This window comes from Enterococcus ureasiticus (genome assembly GCF_001730285.1).
Classification (GTDB): Bacteria; Bacillota; Bacilli; order Lactobacillales; family Enterococcaceae; genus Enterococcus_L; species Enterococcus_L ureasiticus.
Genome location: NZ_MIJZ01000016.1, coordinates 112,524 through 139,086, shown reverse-complemented (window position 1 = coordinate 139,086; position 26,563 = coordinate 112,524). Strand labels below are relative to the sequence as shown.

Annotated in this window: 24 protein-coding genes; 20 read left to right on the top strand and 4 right to left on the bottom strand. The window is 33.8% G+C overall.

What is annotated here, in order from left to right; genetic code table 11:
* Positions 1 to 12 precede the first annotated feature (12 nt).
* Entirely contained in the window at positions 13 to 1,689 is a 1,677-nt protein-coding gene (locus tag BCR21_RS14890) for a phospho-sugar mutase (protein WP_069647248.1), read from the top strand.
* Positions 1,690 to 1,980: 291 nt separating this feature from the next.
* Here the strand turns inward: BCR21_RS14890 and BCR21_RS14885 are convergent, their stop codons facing one another.
* Genes BCR21_RS14885 through BCR21_RS14875 form a run of 3 tightly spaced genes read right to left on the bottom strand, consistent with a single transcriptional unit; the run spans position 1,981 to position 4,766 of the window.
* Positions 1,981 to 2,694 (bottom strand): GntR family transcriptional regulator, encoded by a 714-nt coding sequence (locus BCR21_RS14885; RefSeq protein ID WP_069647247.1) that lies wholly within the window; start codon positions 2,692 to 2,694, stop codon positions 1,981 to 1,983.
* A gap of 4 nt (positions 2,695 to 2,698) precedes the next feature.
* Positions 2,699 to 3,445: a ChbG/HpnK family deacetylase gene (locus BCR21_RS14880; RefSeq protein ID WP_069647246.1), complete on the bottom strand. Its 747-nt coding sequence runs from the start codon at positions 3,443 to 3,445 to the stop codon at positions 2,699 to 2,701.
* A complete protein-coding gene (locus BCR21_RS14875; RefSeq protein ID WP_084013341.1) occupies positions 3,435 to 4,766 on the bottom strand; it encodes a PTS sugar transporter subunit IIC in 1,332 nt (443 codons plus the stop codon). Before BCR21_RS14875 ends, BCR21_RS14880 begins: the two co-directional genes overlap by 11 nt.
* Positions 4,767 to 5,147: 381 nt before the next feature.
* On the opposite strand from BCR21_RS14875, the gene BCR21_RS14870 reads away from it, so the two are divergent.
* A complete protein-coding gene (locus tag BCR21_RS14870) occupies positions 5,148 to 5,852 on the top strand; it encodes a UTRA domain-containing protein (protein ID WP_069647244.1) in 705 nt (234 codons plus the stop codon).
* 53 nt (positions 5,853 to 5,905) lie between these two features.
* On the opposite strand, the gene treB is transcribed toward BCR21_RS14870, so the two are convergent.
* Positions 5,906 to 7,327, bottom strand: coding sequence for a PTS trehalose transporter subunit IIBC (treB, locus tag BCR21_RS14865; protein ID WP_069647243.1), 1,422 nt, complete (start codon positions 7,325 to 7,327; stop codon positions 5,906 to 5,908).
* Positions 7,328 to 7,488: 161 nt separating this feature from the next.
* On the opposite strand from treB, the gene BCR21_RS14860 reads away from it, so the two are divergent.
* The 18 genes from BCR21_RS14860 (at position 7,489) to BCR21_RS14775 (ending at position 26,543) form a co-directional block, all read left to right on the top strand.
* A complete protein-coding gene (locus tag BCR21_RS14860) occupies positions 7,489 to 8,859 on the top strand; it encodes a sulfatase family protein (RefSeq protein ID WP_069647242.1) in 1,371 nt (456 codons plus the stop codon).
* A 23-nt stretch (positions 8,860 to 8,882) separates the two neighbouring features.
* Positions 8,883 to 9,995: a radical SAM/SPASM domain-containing protein gene (locus tag BCR21_RS14855; RefSeq protein ID WP_069647241.1), complete on the top strand. Its 1,113-nt coding sequence runs from the start codon at positions 8,883 to 8,885 to the stop codon at positions 9,993 to 9,995.
* Positions 9,996 to 10,076: 81 nt separating this feature from the next.
* A complete protein-coding gene (locus BCR21_RS14850) occupies positions 10,077 to 10,928 on the top strand; it encodes a formylglycine-generating enzyme family protein (RefSeq protein WP_069647240.1) in 852 nt (283 codons plus the stop codon).
* 308 nt (positions 10,929 to 11,236) lie between these two features.
* Positions 11,237 to 13,174, top strand: coding sequence for a BglG family transcription antiterminator (locus tag BCR21_RS14845; protein ID WP_069647239.1), 1,938 nt, complete (start codon positions 11,237 to 11,239; stop codon positions 13,172 to 13,174).
* The gene (locus BCR21_RS14840; protein ID WP_069647238.1) at positions 13,167 to 13,478 is read left to right on the top strand and encodes a PTS lactose/cellobiose transporter subunit IIA; all 312 of its coding nucleotides are present in this window, start codon (positions 13,167 to 13,169) and stop codon (positions 13,476 to 13,478) included. The genes BCR21_RS14845 and BCR21_RS14840 overlap by 8 nt, the downstream gene beginning before the upstream one ends.
* A gap of 18 nt (positions 13,479 to 13,496) precedes the next feature.
* Positions 13,497 to 13,829 (top strand): PTS sugar transporter subunit IIB, encoded by a 333-nt coding sequence (locus BCR21_RS14835; RefSeq protein WP_069647237.1) that lies wholly within the window; start codon positions 13,497 to 13,499, stop codon positions 13,827 to 13,829.
* Positions 13,830 to 13,847: 18 nt separating this feature from the next.
* The gene (locus tag BCR21_RS14830; protein WP_084013340.1) at positions 13,848 to 15,197 is read left to right on the top strand and encodes a PTS sugar transporter subunit IIC; all 1,350 of its coding nucleotides are present in this window, start codon (positions 13,848 to 13,850) and stop codon (positions 15,195 to 15,197) included.
* A gap of 41 nt (positions 15,198 to 15,238) precedes the next feature.
* Positions 15,239 to 16,309 (top strand): M24 family metallopeptidase, encoded by a 1,071-nt coding sequence (locus tag BCR21_RS14825; protein WP_069647236.1) that lies wholly within the window; start codon positions 15,239 to 15,241, stop codon positions 16,307 to 16,309.
* Positions 16,306 to 17,349 carry a M42 family metallopeptidase gene (locus tag BCR21_RS14820; RefSeq protein ID WP_069647235.1) on the top strand — a complete coding sequence of 348 codons (1,044 nt, stop codon included), beginning with the start codon at positions 16,306 to 16,308 and terminating at the stop codon, positions 17,347 to 17,349. The genes BCR21_RS14825 and BCR21_RS14820 overlap by 4 nt, the downstream gene beginning before the upstream one ends.
* Entirely contained in the window at positions 17,336 to 18,520 is a 1,185-nt protein-coding gene (locus BCR21_RS14815) for a MalY/PatB family protein (protein ID WP_069647234.1), read from the top strand. Before BCR21_RS14820 ends, BCR21_RS14815 begins: the two co-directional genes overlap by 14 nt.
* Positions 18,521 to 18,728: 208 nt before the next feature.
* Positions 18,729 to 19,253: a 5-bromo-4-chloroindolyl phosphate hydrolysis family protein gene (locus BCR21_RS14810; protein WP_167351796.1), complete on the top strand. Its 525-nt coding sequence runs from the start codon at positions 18,729 to 18,731 to the stop codon at positions 19,251 to 19,253.
* A complete protein-coding gene (locus BCR21_RS14805; RefSeq protein ID WP_069647233.1) occupies positions 19,253 to 20,137 on the top strand; it encodes a hypothetical protein in 885 nt (294 codons plus the stop codon). The genes BCR21_RS14810 and BCR21_RS14805 overlap by 1 nt, the downstream gene beginning before the upstream one ends.
* A gap of 354 nt (positions 20,138 to 20,491) precedes the next feature.
* Positions 20,492 to 21,949, top strand: a complete 1,458-nt coding sequence (locus BCR21_RS14800; RefSeq protein ID WP_069647232.1) for a DUF4822 domain-containing protein — start codon at positions 20,492 to 20,494, stop codon at positions 21,947 to 21,949.
* An 89-nt stretch (positions 21,950 to 22,038) separates the two neighbouring features.
* Positions 22,039 to 23,031: a DUF916 domain-containing protein gene (locus BCR21_RS14795; RefSeq protein WP_069647231.1), complete on the top strand. Its 993-nt coding sequence runs from the start codon at positions 22,039 to 22,041 to the stop codon at positions 23,029 to 23,031.
* Positions 23,006 to 23,284, top strand: coding sequence for an LPXTG cell wall anchor domain-containing protein (locus BCR21_RS14790; RefSeq protein WP_069647230.1), 279 nt, complete (start codon positions 23,006 to 23,008; stop codon positions 23,282 to 23,284). The genes BCR21_RS14795 and BCR21_RS14790 overlap by 26 nt, the downstream gene beginning before the upstream one ends.
* A 412-nt stretch (positions 23,285 to 23,696) precedes the next feature.
* Positions 23,697 to 23,900 carry a hypothetical protein gene (locus BCR21_RS17215; protein ID WP_139125672.1) on the top strand — a complete coding sequence of 68 codons (204 nt, stop codon included), beginning with the start codon at positions 23,697 to 23,699 and terminating at the stop codon, positions 23,898 to 23,900.
* A 277-nt stretch (positions 23,901 to 24,177) separates the two neighbouring features.
* Complete coding sequence (locus BCR21_RS14780; protein ID WP_069647229.1) at positions 24,178 to 26,100, top strand: BglG family transcription antiterminator; 1,923 nt, start codon at positions 24,178 to 24,180, stop codon at positions 26,098 to 26,100.
* Positions 26,097 to 26,543 carry a PTS sugar transporter subunit IIA gene (locus tag BCR21_RS14775; RefSeq protein WP_069647228.1) on the top strand — a complete coding sequence of 149 codons (447 nt, stop codon included), beginning with the start codon at positions 26,097 to 26,099 and terminating at the stop codon, positions 26,541 to 26,543. The genes BCR21_RS14780 and BCR21_RS14775 overlap by 4 nt, the downstream gene beginning before the upstream one ends.
* Positions 26,544 to 26,563: the final 20 nt, after the last annotated feature.

Below are 26,563 nucleotides of genomic sequence, written 5' to 3'. Positions count from 1 at the left end.
GAGGGATTAAAAGTGAATGAATTAGTCTTTGATAAATGGAAAATAGGCACAAAACAACAGGATATAGCTATGTATCAAGAATTGACAACAATATCAAAAGAAGAATTGGTCGCTTGCTTTACTGGAGAGTTGTCTTTTGGAACTGGTGGAATGCGTGGCGTATTAGGTGTCGGACCGAATCGAATGAATCGCTTTACAGTTCGCCAAGCAATCTACGGTTTTGCCAGAACATTACCTAAAAAAGCAAAAGTAGTAATTGGCTATGACACACGAAATATGTCCAAAGAATTTGCACAAGAAGCTGCAGGGGTATTGTTAGCAAACGGGCAAAGAGTTTATTTATTTGATGAATATGCGCCAACGCCAGAAATTGTTTATGCAGTAAAAACATATGTAGCAGATTTTGGTATAGTGATTACTGCTAGCCACAATCCGAAAGAATATAATGGCATAAAACTTTACAATAACCGAGGAAGTCAATTGGTGCCAGAAGAGATCGCACCAATCATTGAGCAAGTCAACCAAGTCAAAGACATTTTCTCGATTCCAGTGAAAAAAAGTATTTCAAAGGAACCCAGTTTATTTATACTAGGTACTGAAGTCGATAAAGCATATATAACTGCCCTACAGAGTGTTTGTTGTCAAGCAGATCAATTGCAGCAAGAAGAATCACTGCCCTTTATTTATACACCACTTCATGGAACTGGTCAGCGTATTTTTAGCAGATTGATGCAGTACATAGGTCAAACTGATTTTCTTATTTGTCAAAAGCAGACAGCAACAGATGGAAGTTTTTTTCATGCACCTGCACCAAATCCCGAAGATGTATCTGTTTTTCAATTAAGCATAGAGTTAGCGAAAAAGCATTCAGCTGAACTTATTTTTGCCACAGATCCAGATGCCGATCGTTTAGGAGTCATGATTAAGGTTGATGGAAAATATCAAAAATTGACTGGAAATCAGGTAGGAATATTGCTTTTAGATTATTTGATCCAGCAAGAAACGCCTTTGGAACTAGCCGAAAAGGTTGTTTTATCGACAATAGTTTCCACCGGAATGGTTCATGCTTTAAGTCAGACGCATGGATTTCATGTGCGGCAGTTTCTGACCGGCTTCAAATACATTGGTCACTGTATCGGAGATGAGATAACTGAAGAAGAGTTTTTCTTTGGCTTTGAAGAAAGTTGCGGGTACTTAATTAAACCAATCGTTCAAGATAAAGATGCGTTTCAGGCGATGCTATTATTATTAGAGATGGCTTATTATTATCGTAGTAAAAATCAAACCTTGTGGACACGGTTAACAGCATTATATCAACAATATGGCTATTATTTAAACGAATTAGAAACGATTGAAGTGAGTGGACAACCAGATTTGACTGCAATTAGCAAGCAATTATCGAAAAAAGATACATTAAAGAAACTTGGTTTTAAAGCATTTGAAGATTATCACCGAGAGATTCAGATAGGAGATCCGGCTTTCTTTCAATCGGATATCCAAACACAAGAGGAATTTTTACGACTTAGTTGCGATGCAGATTCCTGGATTTGTATTCGGTCTTCTGGAACAGAACCAAAACTCAAAATCTATTATGAAATGGTCGCAAAAACACAAACACACGCAACCGAAAAACTGTCTGATTATCAAAAGAAAATACAGCAATTGTTGAAAAGTGAGTTAGACTTTTGAAATGATTAGCGCCTGTATTGTTAAATTTTTATAGTGAAAATCAAAATGAAGAAATAATTTTTTTGTTTTATATCAAACTCTTCTTCCTAAAGTCAAGAAATGCAGTAGTATCATATCAAAAATAGTAGCATTTATGGATGATACACCTATTGATAAAGAAATGAAGCTGAATACAAAAAACATGTAAAAAAGATAATCCTAGTTTTGAAAACATCATCAAAACTAGGATTATCTTCTTTTATAACAGAACTTTATCTAAATTTCTTTCGCTATTCAAGGGATAAAATTAATCTATTGAGACACGAAACGAGTTCTAACATAACTTTCTGGCGAAAAATGTATTTCTGTATATTCAAAAATATTGCCAGTATCTAAGTACGACCAGCTTTGAGTCAGACCTATAGTTGATTTATCCGATAAATTTAAATACTGTTTATCAATATTGTTAGCTTCTACAATTCTATCTACCAATTTTGAGCCGACTATTTTAACACCCAGATCATTTTGTAAATAGTCATAAATAGAACTTGATGCTATTTTTTCGGTTAAATCAGGCATAACTGAGCATAAAAAATGACTATTATCAATCATAGTTGGCTGATTATCGATATTCCTTAAACGTACAACATGAAAATAATCGGTTCCTTCATCAAATGTGGATATCTTTGCGAGCGTTTTTGATACTGTCTTTTTCTCGAAAGATACTATTTTTGTAGATACATTTTGATTTGTAATTTTAGAGGGACGATGACTATTTCCAGAATCGATCAATACATTCGAAATATTTATCTGTTTTAGGACGATATTAGAACTGCCAACCTTACTATACACTAAGCCGTCGCTATTTAATTGTCTGATAGCTTTTCTTACCGTGTTTCTCGAAGCAGAGTAATAGGCTTCAAGCTTTTTTTCAATTGGAAGGATTTGATAATGATCAAATTCTCCTGATTTTATTCGTCTTTTTAAATCAATATAAATGAATGAAGCTTTACTTTGTTGCGCCATCTTATCAATCCTTTAGTTGGGTATAATTGATTATCTCAAAATTCATCTCCTTAATCATACACTTAACTTGCGAACTAGTAAATAAGTCCCATTCTTTTTGTCGATTATTCGTCATACTAGATAGCATGTATAACTCTTTGGTCACATATCCTGGATGACAGACTAATTCTACACTTTTGGAATCACCAACGCTTTCAAATAAATCTTTTAATAGAGCCAGCGAATAGTTTTGATTGTTTGTATTTATTATTTTTTTATCGCACATTAAAATATTTTCACTTTTTAGTAGTCGATTTAAATTTGGACTTTCCAATTTTCGAACAGGAACATCATATTCTAACGCTAGTTTTTCGATTATTCGTACCATGTTACTGTTATCGATTATATTCTTATGATAGGTGATATGAGAAAGGGCGATACCGTTACGAATTAAATAGTTTATTTGTTCATGAAATTCATTTTCGATCATTGAATAATAGTTGTCATGCCCCAAATGTGTATTTAGAAAATCCATTTCCCTTCTGTAATATACTGAGTGACCTATTTCGAGATTTAGATGAATACCCATAGCTAAAAGGTTTCTTTTTTTTGCTAGTTCTAGACTTTCAAGGCTAAAATCTGAAGTAGCGATAAAGTTAGTGTCTGAAATCCCATTCACATCCAGTGCATCTAGAATGCCTTCGCTTACGCCTTTCGTTAAGCCATAATCATCTCCACTTATTATCAAGTATTTTTTCTGGTTATTCACCATTACTATTGTTTTCCTTTAAGTATAAGGAGTCATCAGCTGCTTTAAAGAATGGGTAGTATATTATAGTATCAATAAACAAGAAAAAGAGTTGCAAAATACCTAGTTTCCAACTACCTTCAATTAACCCTACAAAGAAGATTGGAATGGGCATTCCTAAGATGGATGCACCAGATGGTGAAGGAGCAATTCCTGATTTGATAACAAAGTAACCAATAATTAAATTGATAATAGGAGCTAAGATATAAGGAATAGCATACATGGCGTTGAAAACGATTGGTAATCCATAAATTAGTGGTTCATTGATTCCGAATATGCCTGACGGAAGAGACAGTTTGCCTAATGTTTTATACTGATTGCTCTTAGATTTGAAGACCATTAATAAGTTAAGTCCTAAGGTAGCACCGCCACCACCAATAGAAGTACATAAAATCCAAAAGGCAAGCCCAACAATATTTGGTAAAGGATCTCCATTTGTAAAAGCTTCTAAATTTTGTAAATCTAACGGCATAAATACGGTTAGTAAAATTGGCATTAAGACGAGCATTCCATGAATACCAATCATCCAAAGTAGTCTGGATAGAAGAGTGATGATGATTAAAGCAAAAATAGAATTTCCAAGATTTGTTATCGGTACTTGGATCATTTTGAATATAACATTATGAATACTTTCAAAAGAAGTTAAACTAAAAATATATCGAATAATCATAGCTAAAAATATAATAACTGCGGACGGAATCACACTAGCAAAAGACTGACTTACCATAGTAGGAACGGAGCTAGGCATTTTTAATATCATATTTTTTTGAATCATTTTAGTGTAAATGAATCCTACTGAAAAAGCAGTTAGTATGGCAACAAAAAAGCCGGCACTGCCTAACCATTCAAATGAAATAAATGATTTGTCCTCAACTTTGTTCAAAGGTGTTAACACTAAAAATGCAATCAAAGAGATTATGCTAGGTATGATTGCTGGAAGCTTGTGTTTTTGAACATAGGAATAAGTAATGCTTACTACAGCTATCAATGAAATGATACTTGTAGAAAATGTTCCTCCTAATAGAAGAATATCTTTAATACCAGAGTCTGTAACAAAATTTTGATAAGCTGGAATGGGTAAATTGGCAAATAATGAAGAAAAGGCACCGACAATTATAATAGGCAAAATCATCGTTAAACCAGATGTTAGAATCTTTAAAAAGACAAGGCTATCCAGTTTCTCGTTGAATCTTTCAAGGTTCTTAATTAGTTTTCCATCAGCATTAAACATTTTTTTCTCCTCCATTTTCAAAAAAGAGTTAACCCTTTTTGTATGTGTTTTCATTTTAGGTTACCCCGAAAGAGAAGTCAAGCCTGTTTTACTAAAATAATAAAATAAAGATTAGCTTCTAGGTGAATTGAAAGAGAATAGTTAGAACAAAAGCCTTGATTCAGATTTTTGATGACGTAGATGTGTGTGATAAAGTAAAAAGCGCTTTTGTTTCACATCCTACCTACGAATAAACGATGGAATCAGAAGTAACTAATTGCATCAACTTCCTAAGCGTTGAAGGTTCTGTCCTAGCCATGTTTATAGGAATTGATCTAACGAATTGAGCGACTATTTCTTGAAATTCGGGAAGAATTTCTTATTTACCTAGATTAATTTTAAGATTGACGGTAAAATAGCACTAGGACATTTAGTTGTAAGAAAAGGTGAGTGTTGATGAAAAAGTTTGAGTTTATTTATTCGGATATAAAAAATAGAATCGAAATGGGAGAATATTCGGTTGGAACATTTTTACCTAAGGAGAATGATTTAGCTGATTATTATAGTGTTTCGAGAGAAACTTTACGTAAATCTCAAAATAAGCTTGAATATGAAGGATATATAAAAAAAATTCATGGACAAGGTGCAAAAGTGTTAGATTTTTCTAAATTAGCGATTAACACAAGTACGATCACTAGCTTTTCACAATTATCTAATCGGTATAACGGTGAATTGCAAACCAAAGTTTTAAAACATCGTACGGATTATCTTAATCCAGATGATTTCGGCTATGATGATGTGAAAGAGGCACCTGGAATATCATTAGAACGTGTAAGAACTTGGAAGAATGAAGCAGTTCTTTTTGACAAAGACTTTTTTCTGTTGTCAGAAATTGTGGATGATATCCCAGAAGAATACTTGTTGACCTCAGTATATGACTATTTTGAAAAAGTAAAAGGCTTGAAAATAAGCTTTGCACAAAAAGATATTACAATTGAAAAACCGACAAAAGAGGTTCAACTTTTATTAGATCTTGGACAGGATACACACGTTGCAGTTACAAGAAGTAAGGTGTTTTTAGAGAATGCCAATCTTTTCCAAATTCATGAAGCTTATCAAAAAGTAGACACATTCCATATTTTTGATATTGCGCATAGATAACAAAAAAGCCTATAACAAAAATCAAGTGATTTTTGTTATAGGCTTTTAGCTTACTATTTTATCTTCTTACTAGTATCTTCAGTATATCTTTTAGAGAGTAAAAAGGTGACGAACATTGGAATAATAATGGCTATTGCCATAGCAATAAAATAGATGACCCAATATTCTGGAATGATTGAAAGTGGAGCGGGTAATCCTGAAATTCCTATGGAGGTTGCTTTAACTTCTGCTGTAGCAGTAATTGCGCCTGCAATACCAGCACCGATCATGGCTGCAATAAAAGGATATTTGTAACGTAAATTTATACCAAAAATTGCTGGTTCAGTAATACCTAGCCAAGCAGAAATTGCGGCGGTAAGAGCAACACCTTTTTCTTTTTTCTTTGTAATAATGAAAAACATCATTAATGCCGCTGCTCCCTGAGCCAGTGAAGCCATTACTTGTATTGGCCACAACGTTGCAAAACCTAAGGAACCAATCATTTGAAGATTCACGCCTAAAAATAGATGATGCATCCCCGTAACAACTAGTGGCGAAACTAAAGCCCCAAAAACAGCTCCAGCAATTGTTGGTGATATGTTAAACAGCCCCAAAATTCCATCTGTGATCAAATTAGATAAGCTCATAGTAATAGGACCAATGATCGTAAATGTTACAAACCCAGTAAATAAAAGTGTTAATGGTGAAACAAAAATCATCTGAATCATGTCTGGAATTTTTTTAGTTAAAAATTTTTCTGTCGTTGCTAATACATAAGAAGAAACTAGAATCGGTATTACTTGACCCTGATAACCAATCTGTGCAACTTTCCAACCGAAAAGATCCCAATATTGCACTTCTTCAGGGGTACGGGCAAATTGAGCGCCAGACATCAATTTAGGATTTATTAACGTTAATCCTAAAACAATTCCTAAAACTGGATTGCCGCCAAATTTTTTGACCGCAGACCATCCAACAAGTGCAGGTAAAAAAGTAAATGCTGTATTGGCAATCATATTGATCATATTTGCCATTCCAGCCCAACCAGTGTGTACCTCTAAAAATGATTTTTCATAGAAGATGCCAGGATTAGACAGAATATTATTTAAGCCCATCAGCAAACCAGCGGCAACAATAGCAGGTAGTATTGGAATAAAAATATCACCCAGAGTTTTAATTAAACGTTGAAATAAATTCAATTTCTGCGCACTTTGCTCTTTAATTTCTTGAGAGGTACTTTCAGTGATATTCGTTTGCTTTATGAATTCATCGTAAACTTTATTAATCGTTCCAGGACCAATAATTATTTGAAATTGGCCGTTTGCTGAGAAACTTCCCTTAACAATCGAAATTTCTTCAAGCTTTTCAATATCTACTTCATTTTCATCCTTTAATATCAATCGCAATCGTGTAACGCAGTGTGTTGCTGCAGTAACATTTTTAGCTCCTCCAATGGTTTCAATGATTATTTTAACTTGTTCGTTCATATCGGACATAAACATTTTTCTCCTTTCGTTGTATATACAACTAACAAGATGGTATCATTTGGAATAATAAATGTCAACGTTTACAAAAGGTTTTTTTAAAGTGTTTGAAAAAAAAGTAGTTATAGATTATAATTTGATAATAAATAGAAGTATATACAACGGAGGAAGTTATGAAACCAAATATTATTATGATGATTTCACACGATAGTGGAAAAATGTTTCCGAGTTATGGCTATCAAGTTGAGGCGCCAAATTTTGAACGCTTAGCTAATTCAAGTGTCCAGTTTGATAATTACTTTTGCCCATCTCCACAATGCAGTCCTAGTAGAGGAAGCATCCTAACAGGGCTTTATCCTCATAATAATGGATTGATGGGACTAGCGCATTTAGGTTTTTCAATATCTGAAAACATAAAAACGTTACCTATGTTACTTAAAAATGGCGGCTATGAAACTGTATTGATTGGCTTGAGTCATGAAACAATCAATGAGCCTCCCAAAATTGAAGACAGAATTTTTTCATCAACAACCGAATTAGGCTATGAAAATTATATTCCAGTTCAAGGAGATCGTGCTCCTTTTGTTGCAAATCAAGCGATTGATTTTCTGGAAAAACGATCGAAAGATAAGCCGCTTTATCTGAATTTAGGTTTTTTCGAAACGCATCGAGATTTTGATGAATATGTACCGTATGCTGATTCAATAGAAGATGTGGAAGTGTTTAATTTTCTATATGATACAACAGAGACCAGAGAAGATGTTGCACTATTTAATGGTTCATTGAAAGTATTGGATACGGCAGTTGGAGAAATAATGGATTTTGTCGAAAATAGTAGTTATAAAAATAATACTATCATGATTTTTACCACAGATCATGGCGTGCCGTTTCCAGGAGCAAAAGGTACATTAAAAGAAACTGGACTAGGAACGGTGTTGTTGATCAAATTGCCAGGGATAGAGCAACCCAAACTCAAAAAAGCGTTATTATGCAATGTTGATCTTATGCCCACAATATTAGAATTAGCTGGGATAGAAAGACCAACTAACATTGATGGGAAAAGCTTCGCCGATTTATTGACAACATCAAAAGACGAAGGTCGAGAGGAATTCTTTACAGAAATGACATGGCACGATCAATATCGGCCGATGCGTGGAATTCGGACTAAAGAATATAGTTATGTAAGAAACTTTGAAGATGGTCCTAAAGTGTATGTTACTGTGGATGCACACCTTAGCCCTTCTGGAGAAATCATGCGAGACAAATTTTATGTTCCAAATGAGTCAGAAGAACTATATGATCTTTCAAAGGATCCAGAAGAACAACTAAATGTAATTAACGAACCGAGATATGGTGAAATTGCTGAAGCACTTCGCGCTAAAGTAGAAGCCTGGATGCAAACAACAAACGATCCTTTACTAGAAGGTCCAATCAAAGGTCATGGTTCTTCACGTTGGGAAAAGGAAATAGCTGCTGGAAGAGCATATCCTGGAAAAGTAGAATATGAAAAAAGAATGAAAAATAAAGAGAAAGATCTTACATGAACATTGTATGATTGAGTGAACAGATGAAGCACATATCAGTATTAATCAAACCGATATCCTCAATATGTAATCTTCGATGTAAGTATTGTTTTTATGCAAATATAAGTTCCTTACGTGAGGTGAGGTCTTTTGGAAAAATGACTAAAGAAGTTACTGAAAAAATGATCAGTAACATCTATTTAGACTTAGATGATGGCGATGAAGTGACTTTTGCTTTTCAAGGCGGAGAACCTACAATGGCTGGGCTCAACTATTTTCAAAACTTTACAAATCTAGTACAAGCTCAAGATAAAAAAGTGAAGGTTCATTATTCAATTCAAACGAATGGAACAATAGTTACTGAAAAGTGGTGTGTTTTTTTCAAAGAGAATGGCTTCTTAGTTGGGTTGTCTATCGATGGACAACCCCTGTATCACGATTTGAATCGTGTAGATCCAAAAGGAAGAGGAACCTTTCAGAGAGTTTTACAAACGAAAAAATTATTTGATGAATATGGTATTGAGTACAATATTTTGTGCGTTTTAACTAACTCTTTAGCGCAAGAAGCAGAGAAAGTTTTTCAGTTTATTGCAGAACAAAACATAGAATATATTCAATTTATTCCCTGTTTAGCTGATTTAGATGCTGAAAAAAGTAACGATTATGCCTTAACTCCTAAAAGTTTTGCTAGTTTTTATCATCAAATGTTGTGCTTCTGGTTAGATGAGTTAAAAAATGGACACTACATTAGTATTAAAATGTTTGATGATATCATCAATTTATTGGTTAAACGGCAAGTAACCGCTTGTGGTATTTTAGGTAATTGTCGTGTGCAATATGTTATTGAAGCTGACGGAAGTGTGTATCCCTGTGATTTTTATGTGCTAGATGAGTATCGTATGGGCTATATTCAGAAACAAACGTTAAGAGAATTATTTGAACAAGATGTGTCTAAAAAATTTCTATGTAACCGGTCATTGTTACCGAGCGAGTGTTACGACTGCGCTTTTAGGCAAATGTGTGGTGGTGGCTGTAAACGAATGATCGATGTGATGTATGTTGACAGTCAAGGGTATTGTGGTTATAAACAGCTGTTAAAGGAATTTCTACCGAAAATAGACAGTATTTTAGCTTTAATACAGACGGTTCAGAGCTGATAGGAAATAGCTATGTTGCTGTTATAAAGTAACCCATGCAAATGTATTTCAAATAGTTATTTTAGAAAGAAGGAATGATTCATGATACAAATTCCGCAAGGGACATATCACATTGGCACAGATAGCTCGGATGGCTTTCTTGCAGATCGTGAGGGACCGCAACTAGCGATTGATCATCCAGCCTTTCTAATTGATGAGACGACTGTCACCAACCAAGAATTCAAAGTTTTCGCGGATGCTACGAATTATCTTACTGAAGCAGAACAGTTCGGTTGGTCCTTCGTTTTCCACTATTTTCTAAGTGAAGAAACAAAAAAATGTAGCCAATTAGTCCCTAATATGGGGTGGTGGTATGCAGTGAGTGGGGCAGATTGGCTGCACCCAGAAGGGCCAGATTCCGATATTTCAGCTCGCTTGGATCATCCTGTTGTACACGTTTCAAGAAATGACGCAGTTGCTTACTGTCTTTGGGCTAATAAACGCCTACCAACAGAATGCGAGTGGGAAATTGCTGCAAAGGGAGGCAGTCAAAATGAAAAATATCCCTGGGGAGAAGAATTATTAGCTGATGGCAAACATCACTGTAATATTTGGCAAGGAGCGTTCCCAAAAGATAACACCACGGCAGATGGTTTTAATAATACAGCGCCTGCGAAATGGTATGAACCGAATGCTTATGGACTCTATCAACCAATTGGAAATGTTTGGGAATGGTGTAGTAATCCTGCTCGTATTGACTTGAATGAGTTTCAAAAAAAGGATAGTCGATCCTTTTGGGAAAACTATCAAACCATTGATGATGGAACATATGCCACTCGTGGTGGTTCTTTTTTATGTCATCAGTCTTATTGTAAACGATATCGTATCGCTGCTAGAAATGGAAATACAGGAATGTCAGCAGCCAATAATTTAGGATTTCGTTGTGTAAAATAATCTAGTCTTGAGAAATAAGCCAGCATTCACAAAAATTGCTCTTTAAATTTTTGTGAATGCTGGCTTATTTCCAAAGATTGCTTTTTAAATTTTACGAAAAATCCTTAGCGTTTTTTTTGTGCTGGTAAGACTGATAATTTAGACTGTGGGTTAGTAGTCAAGAACGTGTTGTAGCAATGAAAAATAGTTTGTTTTATAAGGATAAAATGATTAAGCTGACAATTCTTGCGTAAACTATTTGCAAAAAACAACCTTTTAAATAAAGGGCTTACATTGTATAGTAAGCTCATAAGCGGGAGAGGGAAATTATGAGACAGGATGCGATTTTACAATATTTATACAAAAATAATTTAATTATTTCGACTGAGCGCCTAATTACTAAATTCAATATTTCTTCAAGAACACTTTCTAATGATATTAAATTACTGAATGATGTGGGACAAAACAATGGTTTCAAGATAATAAGAGTGAGAGGTAAAGGATTTCAATTAGAAATAAACGACAAACAAAAAGTAGAGCGCTACGTGGAAGAAAATAATCCAGTTGGTTTATTAGGAGGAGAAGATCCTGAAAAAAGGGTAGAACTTATTTGTCTGATCTTACTATTCAGTGAAGACTATCTGACATTTAAGAAACTATCAAGCTTGGTAAAAGTCAGCTTTTCAACTATTAAAAGTGATATGAAGCAAGTGGAATTGTTTTTTCAACAGTTTCAGTTGCAACTTGCAACAAAAGCTCATTATGGAACCAAAATTATAGGCATGGAAAAAAATAAAAGACAAGCAATAATGTCTTTAGTAAAAAAGAGAACATACATGCCAAAAATCGAAATAAACCAGTGTGAATTTGTTGATCATTTCGATGAGAAAGAGTTACGCTTTTTTGTTTCGAGTAAGTTGAAAGAATATGATTTAAAAGTAAATGATATTATTTTTGATGATTTAATTTTGAATATAAAGATTCAATGTCTTCGTATCATACAGCAACATGAGCTTGTCAGCGGTAAAGAAAAGAACTATGAAGCACATGGTATTTATAAGCAAATCACGGAACAAGTCATCATATACCTAGAAAATAACTATAAAATATACTTTTCAACAGCTGAAAATAATTATCTGAAGAATTTATTAGAAGAAAAAACTGGTTTTTTAAAAGATGTGGATGTAAATAAGCATTTAGAACAGAAAATCCAAAATGCTTTAGAAGAAATTGACAGAAAATATCATACAAATTTTCAAAAAGATGACGAATTAACAAATGCACTTTTAAGCCATATGGCACCCTTAATGCAACGTCTAAATACAAACCAGCAACTTGAAAATCCAATTATAGAAAGTATTTATACACGCTTTGCCAATGTGTTTAATGTATCTTTAGATTTCATGTCTTCGTTTAATAAAGATTTAGAACAAGAGATTAGTAAAGACGAAATTGGTTATGTGGCAATCTACTTTGCCGCTAGTTTAGAAAAAGAGTCCTCACAAATTGTAGACAACTATCAAAAAATTGCTGTTATTTGTACAACAGGTGGTGGTGCTTCCTATTTATTAAAGGTGAATCTACAACGATTGTTTAGTCACTCGCAAATAGAGACGTTCGCTTTAAATGAACTTGAGAGTATCGATGATAGTTATGATCTTTTGATATCAACGGTACCAACAGTAAAAAAAGTCCATAGCGTTCCATTAATTTTTGTAAAGGATGTATCTACGCAAAGTGAACTATACAAGATTGAAAAAGATCTAAGCTTGCTAAAAGAGTCAAAAAAAGAATCCCTTGATGTCCACCAATATGTACTGGAATTGTTTGATAAACGTTGGTTTTCAATCATCGATGAACAGATTAGCTATTTAGATTTGTTAAAACAGGCAGGGGAAAAACTTGAACAGGCAAATTGGGCGAAACTAGGATTTACTAAAAGTATGTTAAAACGCGAATTGATGATTGATACGATTTATCACCAAGGTATTTCAGGACCTCACCCGATGGAACAAGTGGCAGAAAAAGAAGTAATCTCAGTCTTAATCCCAACAGAAAAAATGATTTATAACAGAAAGAGCGTACGAATTATTTTTTTAATTAATATAAAAAAGAATCATTTAAATTTACACAAAGAAATTAGTCGATTAATGATCAAAATGATGGAAGATCCAGAAATTAATGAGGAATTATCTCGAATCAGAACGTACGAATCATTTATTGTCTATTTAAAAAAATTATTAAAGAAAGGGTTTTTATATGAATGAACAAGAAATGGATATTTTTAAAATAATTTCAAGCGCAGGAGATGCAAGAGGTTCAGCTTTTGAAGCGTTACGACTTGCTAGAAAAGGAGACTTTGAAGCAGCTGCTGAAAAAATGAAAGAAGCAAAGGAGCAAAGCTTAACTGCCCATGAAGTCCAAACTAAACTAATCACGGATGAAATTAACGGAACTCCTAGAGAGAGTGGCTTATTAATGATTCATGCTCAAGATCATCTAATGACAAGTATCTTAGCAAGAGATTTAATTGAAGAAATGATTGAAATGCTAAAAGAAAATAATAAATAAATTTTAGGAGGAAACAAAATGAAAACGTTACTAGTATGTGCAGGTGGTTTTTCAACCACAATGATGATGGAATCTATGAAAAAAGTAGTGAAAGAATCTCAAAAACTTGATGAAAAAGACTATCCAATGGAAGCGATCGGTGTTGATAAATTAGAGCGATACATCGATGACTATGATGTGATTTTAGTAGGGCCTCAACTAAGTCATAAATATAATTTTATTGAAAGTGAAGCAGCAAAAGTAGACAAGCCAACTATTTTATTAACGTCTGATATCTATGGATCAATGGATGGTGCCACAGTAATGAAACAAGCATTAGTTGCCTATCGAAAACATGAGGCTCAAAAATAAAATGTAAAGGAGAAAACAATGGAAAACTCAAAGAAAACCGGGATGTTCGAAAAAGTAGAAGCAACGATTCAAAAAACATTAGTTCCTATTGCAAATAAAGTTGATAATAATGCATATTTAACTGCCATCAAAAAGGGAATGGTTGTTATGACTCCTGTATTATTATTAGGATCAATCGCAGCGATTTTTCCATCGATACCAGAATTCATTCAAACGCAAGGTGTTGTCAATTGGTTTGAGACGTATGGCTATATTTTTAGTATTTTATCAAAAGTTTCATTAGGATTAGTTGGACTTTATGCTGTATTGTCGATTTCTTATTTTCTAAGTGAAAGTTATAAGTTATACACTGTAGGCTCAATGATGTTATCGGCAATTGCCTTTTTAATTGTTTCGATGGATGTGGATGATAACGGAAATATTGTAGCGAGCTATTTAGATTCAAAAGGCTTGTTTACGGCTATTTTTATTGCAATAATTTCAGTGAAAATTTATCAATTTTTTACCGTCCATAAATTGGTTATAAAAATGCCAGAAGGGGTTCCAGATTTTGTTTCTAGCTCATTTGAGCTAATCACCCCTACGGCTGCAATTGGTGTGATATTCATTGTGATACGTGCTGTGACTGATCAATTATCAGGTGGCGTATTATTACCTCAAGTAGTTATGGATGTATTAGCCCCTGCAATTGGTAGCCTGGATTCGTTATGGGTTCTTTATTTTGTACTAGTTTTACGTTTAGTATTTTGGTTTTTCGGTATTCATTCGGCTGTTTTATCTCCTATTTTATCTCCAATCTTAGTTCAGTATTTATCCGAAAATATTGCTGCTCATGAAGCAGGAGAACCTTTAAAACATGTGATTACAGGTGGAGCAATGTCAGCGTTTGCGAACTTTACTGGTTCTGGAGTTACAATCGGCTTAGTGCTTGCTATGTTGTTTAGTAGATCATTGAGGTACAAAAAAGTTGGAGCAGTGGCGATATTGCCGACTTTATTTGGGATCAATGAGCCGGTTTTATTTGGTGTACCGATTATCTTGAATCCTGTGTTAATGATTCCATTTATTTTTGGTGGAGCTTTTGTAGGTATTTTACCAATGATTGCTATGAAGATTGGCTTATTAAACTATCCGATTTTTGATCCGCCATATGTCCCTGTTTTTGTAGAAGGATTTTTAACTGGGTTTGATTGGCGCTCTATTATTATTCAGTTGGTTCAAGTAGGGTTATCCTTTATGCTATATTTGCCGTTCTTTAAAGTACTAGAGAAGCAAGAATTAGATCAGGAAGAGAAAAATAAAGAAGAAAAACATTCGTTCGTTATTTCAGAGGAAGACGAGGCATACTTGACGGATATTGATTTTTAACGGATACACTAAAAATCAAGTAATGAGTGAAGGAGTAATGTATGCGAATAGAAAAAGTAAAAGCACAATTAGAAAAACAAAAACTTGATGGAATTATTATCACCGATAAGATTAATTGGCGCTATTTAACTGGATTTACAGGCTCAAACGGTTGGCTGGTAATTACTGAAAATAGTACCAAATTGTTTGTGGATGGTCGTTACACAGAACAAGCTAGTTTGCAGACAAACAACATTGAGGTCATTGAAGCCTCAAGTTGGTCTGATATAGGTTCAGTTTTGGGTTCAATCGTTAAGAATAAAAGAATCGGCTTTGAACAACAAACGATTTCCTATGAAAAGTTTTTACTATTGAATCAATTGATGCGAACCAATCTAAGTGAGCTGATTCCAACTATGAACTTAGTTGAAACGTTAAGAATGATAAAATCAGAATCAGAAATTGTCGCTCTGAGAAAAGCTGCTGCTATTGCTGATAAAACATTAACAGATATCCTTCCTCTTCTATCAGCAGGCATGACTGAAATTGATGTAGCAAACGAGATTGATTACCGTAGTAAAAAAAATGGGAGTGAAGGCCCAGCTTTTGAAACGATTGTTGCTTCAGGAACTAGAACAGCATTACCTCATGGGCATGCGAGTCAAAAAATCATTAAAGACAATGAACTGATTATGATTGATTTTGGAACTATCTATAAGGGATACTATTCAGATATTACCCGCACAATGGCGTTTGGCTCTGTTGATCAAAAGATTAAGACTATTTATGTAAAACTGTTAGCGGCACAAGAAAAGGCTATTGCAAATCTCCAATTAAATCAGCCACTAGCTGAGATCGATCAATTAGTGAGAAAGGAACTAGCTTCATCTGATTTGGATGCCTTCTTTAGTCATGATTTAGGTCACGGTATAGGGCTATCTTGTCATGAATTTCCAGCAATAGCTAAAACAGAGAAAATGACTCTTCAAAAAAATATGACCTTTACTATAGAACCAGGTGTTTATTTGCCTAATCAGTTTGGCATTAGAATTGAAGATGATATCTTAATTAATGAGAATGGTAAAGCAGAAGTATTAACAAAATTTCCAAAGAATTGGAGTATTATACAATGAAAATAGATGAATTATTACTTGAATTATCCAATTTAGATGCTTTACCGGGTCAAGAACAGTATGTTCAACGCTATTTAAAAGAATCAATTCATAAAGAATCCAGTCAGGATGCATTTGGCAATCTTTATTTTGGCGATCTCCAAACATCGAAAAAGAAGGTTGCCATCTATGCCCATATGGATGAGGTTGGTTTTTGTGTACAACGTATGACTGAAGATGGATTTGTTTACTTTTATCCAATTGGAGGTTGGTGGGGACATGTTATCTTAGGGCAACAAGTTAGAGTTACTTGCCGAAAAAATGGATCAGTATTAGAAGGAGTTGTGGGAACCTTACCTAAGGGAAGTAAGATGGATAAGGAAGTAGTGCCAATCAATGAAATGTATATTGACTTTGGTGCCAGTTCAAAATCAGAATTGGAAGCAGCGGGTCTGCAAATAGGGGATATGATTTTACCGAATACGAAGGCAAATAGAAACTTCAATGGAACTAAAATAATTGGAAAAGCCTTAGATAATCGTGTTGCTTGTGCAGTGATGACAGAGCTGCTCAATCACGTAACTACTGACAAAATTGAAGTGATTGGAGTAGCAACAGTTCAAGAGGAAGCTGGGACAAGAGGCTCTAAGATTGCTGCTAGAGAAGTGGATGCTGATATCAATATTGTTATAGATGTTGCTAATGGAAAAGATACACCAAAAGCCGCTGATTATCAAACAAGGATTCTAGGGGAGGGGACAGGTTTAGTAGTAGCAGACAAGACCGCACTAGCAAATTTAAATTTATTGGATTTTGTAAAAGACATTGCAGAAAAAGAGCGTGTCGCTTATCAATACGATATGTTTAATGGTGGCGGGACAGATGCTGGGTCTGTACAATTGTACAAAGGAAAACCAACGATTGTACTAAGTGTTCCTGTTCGGTATTGTCATTCGTGGAATTCAGTTGTGGATATTTCAGATGTAGTTGGAACAGCTCAATTGATGAAAAAGGTAATACAAGCTCTGAATGATGGGAGAGAAATCATTGACCAATTTTAATAAACAATATTCACGATATGGAACCTACTCAACACAATGGGATTACGTGCAAGATCGTTTTGGGGAAGAAGGCTTATTGCCTTTTTCAATATCTGACATGGATTTCCAAATTCCTTCTGGTACGAGAATGGTATTAGCAGAATCGATAAAAAAAGGATTCTTTGGGTATACTCGTTGGAATCATTTGGACTATAAGAGGAGTATCAGCAATTGGTTTTCGAATCAATTTGATTGTTTTGTGGAGCCTGAATGGTGTATCTATTCACCAAGCGTTATTTACAGCTTATCCCTTTGTTTACAATTATTAACGGATGAGCGAGATAAAATTTTGTCATTAACTCCCTGTTACGATGCTTTTTTTAATTGTATTTCGCAAAATCAACGTCAACTTTTGCCCTTTTCATTAGAAAATTATTTAGGAAAATTTACGATTGATTTCAATCGTTTGGAGCAGGTCATAGTTGAAGAAAAACCAAAAGCGTTCTTATTATGTAATCCTCATAATCCAACAGGACGGGTTTTTACTAAAGAAGAATTAGAAAAAATAATAGATTTATGTAATAGCTATCATTTAGCGATTATCAGTGATGAGATTCATATGGATGTAAGGCGTCCGGAGCAAAAACATTTACCCTTAGTGCTATTTAAAGAAAAAATTAAAACGTCTTATGCTCTCTTATCATCGCCGTCCAAAACGTTTAACACGCCTGGCTTAGGTGGATCATATGTTATTTTGCCGGATGAGGCATTGAGAGAGCAATTTTTATCATTACTGAAGGGAAGAGACGGGGTATCATCGATCTCTTATCCCGCTCTCTTAGCAACAATGGATTGCTATAATAATCAAGAAAAATGGGTGAAAGAGTTAAATAAAGTAATAGATGAAAACTTTGATTGTTTAAAAGAAATGCTTTCACTAGAATCTTGTATTCAGTTTGAAATTCCTGAGGCTACTTATTTAGGTTGGCTAAATTTGCAGGAGGCCACTTTTACAATGGATGAATTGCAAAAGGTATTAGTACAACAAGAAAAGGTAGCGATTATGAAAGGTATCACTTACGGAGTCGAAGGGGCTAACTACTTAAGATTTAATTTGGGTTGCCCAAAGGAAAAAGTAATAGAGGGTGCGCAGCGTCTTATCCGTGCAATCCACTCACTTAATAAAAAGTAAGGTAAGTAATTGAAATGATTGCCAATAGCATTTGAAGCATGTATAAAAAATAGCTAACAGATCCAAAAAACGTATCCAAAAATAATTAAAGAGATACGTTTTTTGTGCTCTGTGAATATACGAATAACACACTTTTATGAAGAATATCATTTTTCATGGGCTTAGTGTAAAATGTAAAGTAAATATGTAAAAATAGGAGATAACAAGCGTGAAAATATTAGGGTTATTTGTGCTACTTGTATTGATAAAAGGAATAGAGTACTTTAAAAGAATGTATACATATAAAAAAAGAATAAAAACATATCAAAAACATAACTGTTTAACTTCTGATGAACTACTATTATTCAAAGAAACAATGTCTATAACAAAAAAACAAATTATACTTTTCGAAACAACGATCAGCAAGTCAAAAGTTTTAATGAAAATTGAGACAAAAGAAAAAGGATTACAATCCTCTAAACTACTATTTGATGAATTAATGAAGCACCCAAAAGAAATGACGGAACTTGAACAGTTCCTCTATATAAAGTTACCAGGCATTGTAGAAGCTACAGAAAAATTCATTCAGATTCAAAATGCTCAACTTTCAACTTCTGAAATTGAAAAGTCGAAAGCACGGGTATTGGAAACGATTAGTTCTATCTCAGCTAGTATCACGGATGAGTATGAAGAAATCATTCAAGAAGATTCAGAAGATATTTACTTAACCAAAAAATTAATTGAGGGAAAATGATGAATAAAAAAGATAAAAATTTCTATGATACGTATGATACTTTATTTTCAAAGCCGCCTTTCTTTAAGCCGAAGAAAGAAAATAACATGCAAAATTACAAAAAGTATATTCCAAAATTAAAGCAAGAAAAGCTGCAAAAGAAAAAGGTTCTTGGAAAGAGTAGTCTTTCACGGAGTAAGGCGAAACCTAAAAAGAATTCTTGGAAGAAAAAATTAGTAGTTTGTGTGGTTCTTTTTTTACCGATTGCGTTTTTTGTTATAAAAGAAAAAAATCTTGCCCCAGTTTTATATTCTGAATATTTAGATGTTACTCCTTTAAAAGAAGCAGGTATTAAAGGAACCGGAGATAAGGATTTTAGCAAGCCGCTTATGTTAAATGTAGACGATCATACTATTTTAACCAATAGAGGTTACGAATTAGAAGTACTTGGGGATTCAGATTTAGAAATTCAAAAGGAAGAGTTATCGGTTTTACCAACAAACAATGAGTACGCGGATTATTTTTCTACAGCTTATATTTCTTTTTATTCAGAGCGACGTTTTCAACGTTCTGTCAGTCTGCGTCTGTCAGAAAATGTAATAAATAGTCTAACTGAAAGCTTCATTAAAAATAAGAGGTCTTTTTCTAAAGCATATCTTGAAAAAGAAATAGGTGATGTACAAAATGGCTATGTTGTAACATATGTTAAGAGTCCTTATCCTGAAATTACGATTTGCCGTTTTTTTATTTTTCCTGATGAAACAGGTATTTGGATAGATTTAAATTCACTTGAAGATGATCACGAGGAACTCACTGAAGAAAAGACGTTAGAGGAATTTAAAGAGATTTTAAGTGATGATTTTGCCTTTATAGAGAAAAATTTTGTGTTTAAAAAGACTGAGTAGAACAGTTGATTTTGTCTATTCTTATGAAGACCCAATTATCCTAATCGATAATTGGTCTTTTTTTGTGGTCCATATTGTTTGGGCTTGTTTGCGAAGGGACGACTTTTTTCTACCATTTATTCGGGTTTTATGTATTTAACAAAAAGAGAGCAGCTGTCCCAATCTCCACTGAATTTATAAAAAGTTTATTTTTAGTTAATAGTCTATTTATTTCTCTCCAGTACTATAGAATATATAGTCATCAATCGACTTCTAAGCGCTACTATTGAAAATAACGGAGCAAGATATGAATAAAAGTATACAAAGATCAATTGGATCGTTCTTGTATAAAAAATAGAAATGGAGAGTGTAGATATGAAAAAGGAAATGAAGAAAAAGCAGATGTATGGGTTTTCACTCACAGCGATGTTACTAGTATTTGTTTTTCTATTCAGTGGGAACAGTGTGTCTGCTGCAGAATACGAGCCAAATCAAGTTTTAGGTTCAACCAATTGGGAAGGAACGTTCGTATACGATGCCAAGGGAAATGATGTAACGAGTCAAAATAGTGGATTTATTGGCAGAGCAAAATATGATGCAACAACTAATCGTTATGAATTTTTTGACAAACAAACGAATGTCAGCCGTGGAGATAAAGGTGTTTTCTTCGTTACTCAAGACGGTAAAAAAAGAGTTTTATTATCAGAGCTAGGCTATCGTGTTGTGGTAGATATGGTCAGATTAGATGAAAATATGTTTACTTATCGTAGAACTGGGGTACAAAAAGACGGATCTCAAGGTAATGTTTTCGTTGAGCATGTCCCATATAGTGGAGAATTGACGTTTACCTCACAACCGCCTGTCTTATCTAAAGAAACAGGAACAATTGTGAAAGATCAACCAGGAAGAACAATTTTAAGTACAACAAAATGGCAAGGAACGAAAGCCTTTGATGAAAACGGAAATGATGTTTCTGACTACAACAGAGGGTATTTAGGTTTAGCTCGTTATGAGAGCAAAACTGGAAGATATGAATTCTTTGATGTACAAGGGAATGCAAGAAATGATTATGGCTATTATGATGTTATTTACGGAAACAAAGAAAGAACGATCATTTCACTTGGCTCAAACTATGGAGCTACGTTGGAACTGACAGAATTAAACAACAACCGTTTTACTTATGCTAGAAATGGAAAAGATGCCCAAGGAAATGATATTACGATTACTGTAGAGCATGAGCCGTATACCGGTGAATTTCCATTAGACTTTACTTTTGCACCAGAAGATGAACTAATTGTACAGCCACCAGCTAGAGTTCCCAATCAAGATGATTTAACTAATAGTAATGCTGTGGTAGAAGTTGAAAGTATTCTGAATTCAGGAACCGTTAAATTTAGTGAAAATGCCAATACTGAAGCAAGTATTATTTTTTCAAAAATAAATACAAAAGATAAACAAACGCTTGTAAATGAAAAAGAAGCTGGCAAAGCAGTAATCAGCATTCTTGATACACGTACAGGCTCAGCTGAACAAAATGAATGGAATGTGCGTACAAAGTTATCTGATGGACCATTTGGGAATAAAGGGTTTCTTTTAAACCAATTAGGAGTTTTATTAACACCATCTACGCAAGAAAGTTCAATTCAAACAGCGGCTAATGTTACGATGAACGACAATGAAGAGCATCAAGCATTTACCGTGGGATATGAGCAAGGAAGTAATGAAAGAAAAGCAGTTACATTGAATCCTCAATTAACTGTAGCAGATACTAATTTACTGCAATCAGGTGTTTATGGCGCGAATATTACATGGACATTAACGCCAAAAGTGTAATCACAAAGTAGAGAAAAAGCACTTACTCAATTTAAGAAAGTTGCTTTTTCTCTTTTCTACATAATTATAGTCGAAATGGAGTGTTGAAGATGAAAAAAAATAGGTGCAGCAAGTGGCTAGTCAGTTTGATTTTATGTTTCCCTTTTTTATTTATTCTTCCTATAAAAGGCGTAGCAAGTAACTCTGGTTTTTATGTAACTCCTGTTATACCTGAAAATCAGTTAGAAAATACAGTTGATTATTTTAATATTGGTGTGCCGGCAGCGATGAACCAGACATTAGAAGTTGTAATTGTCAATGAATCTACGGAACCGAAAAGTGTGCGATTAACCTTACTTGATGGCATGACAACCAAAGATGGAACGATTAGCTATGATAAAGAGCATACATATGATGATAGCCAACGTTATAGACTGTCAAAAATAGCAAAATTAGAACAAAATGAAGCAACCGTGGAACCAAATAGTTCAGCTACGGTAAAGATACAATTAAAATATGATATAAGTGATTTTTATGGCACGATTTTAGGGGCTGTGAATGTCAGTGAAAAAGAGCCTGATAATACACAAGTAGGTGTGAACAATTCTTTTGCTTATAATATTCCAATAAAAATAAGAGTAGCAGAAGAAGGCAAAGAGAATCGATTAAATTATAAAGGTTTAACTTTAAATTCAGAAAAAACAAAACAAACATTGGATTTGACATTCCAAAATCCTGAACCAACGATTCTTAGAAAACTAAATTTGTCTTTTACTGTTTATAAAAAAGATAAACCAGCGGAAAGCCTCTGGAGTAGTGAAATGAAAGAGGTTGAACTTGCCCCAAACAGTTTATTTTCTCCAGAACTTTCTCTGACTGATTCTAAGCTAAAAGCCGGAAAGTATGTTTTAAAAATAGTTGCTAAATCGGATGTAATTGACAGTTCTTGGGAAAGTGATTTTACACTTTCTACCTCAGAGAAGCAAGGAATGAATGGAGGAGTAGAGATTCTTTCTGAAAGTAATCAATGGTGGCTAATTATTAGTGTAGCTATTTTAGTTTTAGGAGGAGCGGGCTATGTATTTTATAAAAAGAAATCTTAAATATCTAGCAATTACAGTATTTATTTGTTGGCTTATAGTTAATTTATTCTTAAAGACGGCCTACGGAGAGTCGATTATAAGTGATGCAACTGTTGAAGTTATCCAAGAAGGGACTTCAGTAATTATAGAAAATAGTGCTAAACCAGACCAACTACCGAAAACAAATGAACAACTAAGTGGGCTATTTACATGGATAGGAATAGTATTAATTATTTTCTGGGTAAAGAGCTTGCGTGATAAATTTAGGACATAAAATATCAATTTGCAAAACGCTGCAAATAGAACCTGCATTCACTATAATCTTGAAAAAGATCAATCACTCTGATCGGTGACGGGTCTTTTTTTGCATAGTCAATAGGAAGTGGAATTTTGGCTAAAAAAAGATATGGATAAATTTCATGGTAATTATAATGTGTGCTACTATATCTTAAAAAGGAGTTTTGTTATGGGATCGCTAGGTTTAGAGTTTGTAACAAAAAAGAGTTGGGATTTGCAAGATATCGATATTCATGTTTCTGGGGATCCCAGAGGCTAGAGTATTCCTGATGAGCTGGTCATTTATGAATGGGATAAAATAGTATCGATAATGGCTCATTTAGATTATGAGTTGATTGATTTTACATGAGCATAAATTTTTAAAAAATGAAATTGAAGTAGGTTACGGAGTGGTTGATACCTTGCCGACTTTTGCTGATGTTTCAGATAGTGAATTAGATTATCATACGATTGATGGGGTCAAATTTTATACGCCATCATTAAAGGCATTTTTGAAAATTTATAATTCATCAAGTAAAGATAGTTATCGGGCAAATAAGAATAATAAAAAGGATTTTGAAAAAATAAATTATTTAACTTCTTTGTTGAAATAATTTCGAATAAACTTTTGATCCAGAACGATTGGAGTGGCGTTTTGTTGTAGTTTCATTTAAAAATGGCTACGTTTTATACAGTAAATGAATAAAATCCGGCAAGAGGAATAAAAATCTTGCCGGATTTTTTAACTAATACGCCAAAAAATAATATGGATATAAATAGGCCTAATTAAAGAAGTACCTAAAAACGTTCTACATTAATACAGCGAAAGATTCAGTATGGGAAAAATAAAGAATTATATATAATGAAAACGTATTCAAATGAGGTGGTTTAATGAAACGAGCATATGAAGATAAATATATCAAAATCATAAAATTTATAGTGGATAGAGGAACAACGACCCACAAAGAAATTGGGTACATGTTAGGAGTTTCGACTAAAACTGTAAGTAAATATCTTAATGAAGTTAGCGGAATAATCGAACAAACTGATTTACAGTTGTCAGTCAAACCAAGAGTAGGTGTTTCAATTGTTGGTGAGAAAAAATCAATTGACCAGTTATTAGATCAATTGAACACAAAACATGATGAAACAATCGAAGATCGTGAAATGCTTGTCTATTCTCAATTTTTAATAAGTGAGAACTATCTTAAAATCCAAGAATTGGCAGATGAACTATACGTCAGTCGAGCGACAATGGAAAGTACCTTGAAAGAAGTGAGAAAAAAATTTAGCGAACAAGGAGTAGAGATTAAAAGTACTCGAAATGGTTTGAAATTAGCAGTAACTGAAAATCAGCGTAGAAATCTTATGTCAAATGTCATTAATTATTATTGGGGCGGTATTCATATAACTAAGGATCAAAAAACGGAATTAAAATTAAACATCATGATGTCTGCTGTTGTAGATAATATTGTGGATTTGGAAATTTTGGATAATGTAACGAATGTATTAAACCATTTTATTGAATGCTCGGAGCTTAAAATCACAGAGTACGAATATCAATCATTAGCGATTCATTTAGTCATTGCCATTGAAAGAATAAAAAAAGATTTCTATATTGACAAGCCAGTCAATACTAGTGAAATCGTCCTTGAAAATGCGACTGTCTTGGTTACTTTATTAGAACAAAAATTTTTAATAAAGATCCCACTTTACGAACAACAATATATAAATATCCATATTGCTGCGATAGAAAAAAATACACTGAATAGTATGGCTGAAACTAGTTTAGATATTTTAGACCTCAGTGAGCAATTAAAAATAATCATATCCGATGTTTTAAGCCAATACCACCCAGATGAAGAATTAGTAAAAAATTTATTGATTCATTTGAATGCGGCAATCAAACGTTTACAATTCGGTTTAAATATCTACAATCCTTACACTGATAAAATCTGTGGCACTTTTCAACGTTCATTTGAAGTAGCGGTAGCATTAACTAAAAGCTTAGAGCAAGCATTCTTTATTCAATTGAACGATGATGAAATTGCGTATATAACGCTTCATATTCAAACCTTTTTTGATAGAGAACCTCAGAAAAAAACACAAGTCGTCGTTGTCTGCAGCAGTGGTTATGGTACATCGAAATTATTAGAACAACGAATTAAAAAGATTTTTTCTAAAGAGCTTAGTATTATGCGCGTTTTATCATTAAAAGAATTGCAGTTGACTGAGGTGACAGAAGCATTGGTCATTAGTACGATTCCCATTGAGTATAGTCCTGTTCCTGTAATTGTTGTGACACCTTTGATGAATGAGGTAGATGTAGAGAGGATAAAAAGACAAATTGGACATACACGAGAACGTTGTTATGACGCGTTCATCAAGTTGATAAAGGATGATTTACTCTTTTTTTCAACAAAAGAAAAAGAAAGTCAATATTCGGTGTTAACCACGATCAACCATAAATTGATTGAAAAAGGTTATTTAGCTGAAGGGATAGTGGAAAGTGCAACGAACCGAGAAAAATTATCATCAACGGTTATCGGAAATTTTGCGATGCCTCATGCAGAAGTAGCTATGACTGATGAACCGAGTATTTCAATCTATATTAATCCAAACGGTGTCCTCTGGGGAACAGAAAAAGTCGAAATTATTTTTTTCTTTGCTTTAAATAAAAGGATAAAAGACTCGATTAACGAAGTTTATGAATTTTTCAATGAGTTAATCTCTGACTATCATGTCATACACAAATTAATTACTGCAACAACAGTTCAAGAAATCCATGAGTATTTGAAGGAGGTCAATATATGACAACAACGAATAAAGTCCATAAAGAAAACATACTGATAGGATTAGAAGCAAAAAATAAGACCGAAGTGATTGAAGAAATGGCGGCAGTACTTTATCAAAACGGCTATATCTCTGATCTTGCTACGTTTATCAACGACGTATTTATTCGGGAGGAACATATGACGACAGGTATTGGAAAAGGTCTTGCTATTCCTCACGGTAAAAGTGATGCAGTTGTTCACTCAACAGTTGCCGTCGCCAGATTAGGTAATAAGGTAGAATGGCAGTCGTTAGACGAACAACCCGTAGAGTTTGTATTTTTATTGGCAATTAAAAATCAAGATAAGAATGGAGAGCATTTAAGAATTCTGGCTGAGCTATCAGAAAAAATGATGGATGATGATTTTGTCACTCAAATTAAACAAGCAAAAGATCAAGAAATGCTTTATCAAGCATTAATATAAAAAATATTGGAGGAACGTAA

What these genes read in the sequence shown, in the direction of transcription:
- BCR21_RS14775 (WP_069647228.1), top strand. Translation starts at nt 26,097, where the DNA reads ATGACAACAACGAATAAAGTCCATAAAGAAAACATACTGATAGGATTA.
- BCR21_RS14875 (WP_084013341.1), bottom strand. Translation starts at nt 4,766, where the DNA reads ATGAAAACACATACAAAAAGGGTTAACTCTTTTTTGAAAATGGAGGAG.
- BCR21_RS14780 (WP_069647229.1), top strand. Translation starts at nt 24,178, where the DNA reads ATGAAACGAGCATATGAAGATAAATATATCAAAATCATAAAATTTATA.
- BCR21_RS14885 (WP_069647247.1), bottom strand. Translation starts at nt 2,694, where the DNA reads ATGGCGCAACAAAGTAAAGCTTCATTCATTTATATTGATTTAAAAAGA.
- BCR21_RS14855 (WP_069647241.1), top strand. Translation starts at nt 8,883, where the DNA reads ATGAAGCACATATCAGTATTAATCAAACCGATATCCTCAATATGTAAT.
- BCR21_RS14835 (WP_069647237.1), top strand. Translation starts at nt 13,497, where the DNA reads ATGAAAACGTTACTAGTATGTGCAGGTGGTTTTTCAACCACAATGATG.
- BCR21_RS14880 (WP_069647246.1), bottom strand. Translation starts at nt 3,445, where the DNA reads ATGGTGAATAACCAGAAAAAATACTTGATAATAAGTGGAGATGATTAT.
- BCR21_RS14805 (WP_069647233.1), top strand. Translation starts at nt 19,253, where the DNA reads ATGAATAAAAAAGATAAAAATTTCTATGATACGTATGATACTTTATTT.
- treB (WP_069647243.1), bottom strand. Translation starts at nt 7,327, where the DNA reads ATGTCCGATATGAACGAACAAGTTAAAATAATCATTGAAACCATTGGA.
- BCR21_RS14825 (WP_069647236.1), top strand. Translation starts at nt 15,239, where the DNA reads ATGCGAATAGAAAAAGTAAAAGCACAATTAGAAAAACAAAAACTTGAT.
- BCR21_RS14860 (WP_069647242.1), top strand. Translation starts at nt 7,489, where the DNA reads ATGAAACCAAATATTATTATGATGATTTCACACGATAGTGGAAAAATG.
- BCR21_RS14870 (WP_069647244.1), top strand. Translation starts at nt 5,148, where the DNA reads ATGAAAAAGTTTGAGTTTATTTATTCGGATATAAAAAATAGAATCGAA.
- BCR21_RS14790 (WP_069647230.1), top strand. Translation starts at nt 23,006, where the DNA reads ATGTATTTTATAAAAAGAAATCTTAAATATCTAGCAATTACAGTATTT.
- BCR21_RS14845 (WP_069647239.1), top strand. Translation starts at nt 11,237, where the DNA reads ATGAGACAGGATGCGATTTTACAATATTTATACAAAAATAATTTAATT.
- BCR21_RS14800 (WP_069647232.1), top strand. Translation starts at nt 20,492, where the DNA reads ATGAAAAAGGAAATGAAGAAAAAGCAGATGTATGGGTTTTCACTCACA.
- BCR21_RS14795 (WP_069647231.1), top strand. Translation starts at nt 22,039, where the DNA reads ATGAAAAAAAATAGGTGCAGCAAGTGGCTAGTCAGTTTGATTTTATGT.
- BCR21_RS14850 (WP_069647240.1), top strand. Translation starts at nt 10,077, where the DNA reads ATGATACAAATTCCGCAAGGGACATATCACATTGGCACAGATAGCTCG.
- BCR21_RS14840 (WP_069647238.1), top strand. Translation starts at nt 13,167, where the DNA reads ATGAATGAACAAGAAATGGATATTTTTAAAATAATTTCAAGCGCAGGA.
- BCR21_RS14820 (WP_069647235.1), top strand. Translation starts at nt 16,306, where the DNA reads ATGAAAATAGATGAATTATTACTTGAATTATCCAATTTAGATGCTTTA.
- BCR21_RS14830 (WP_084013340.1), top strand. Translation starts at nt 13,848, where the DNA reads ATGGAAAACTCAAAGAAAACCGGGATGTTCGAAAAAGTAGAAGCAACG.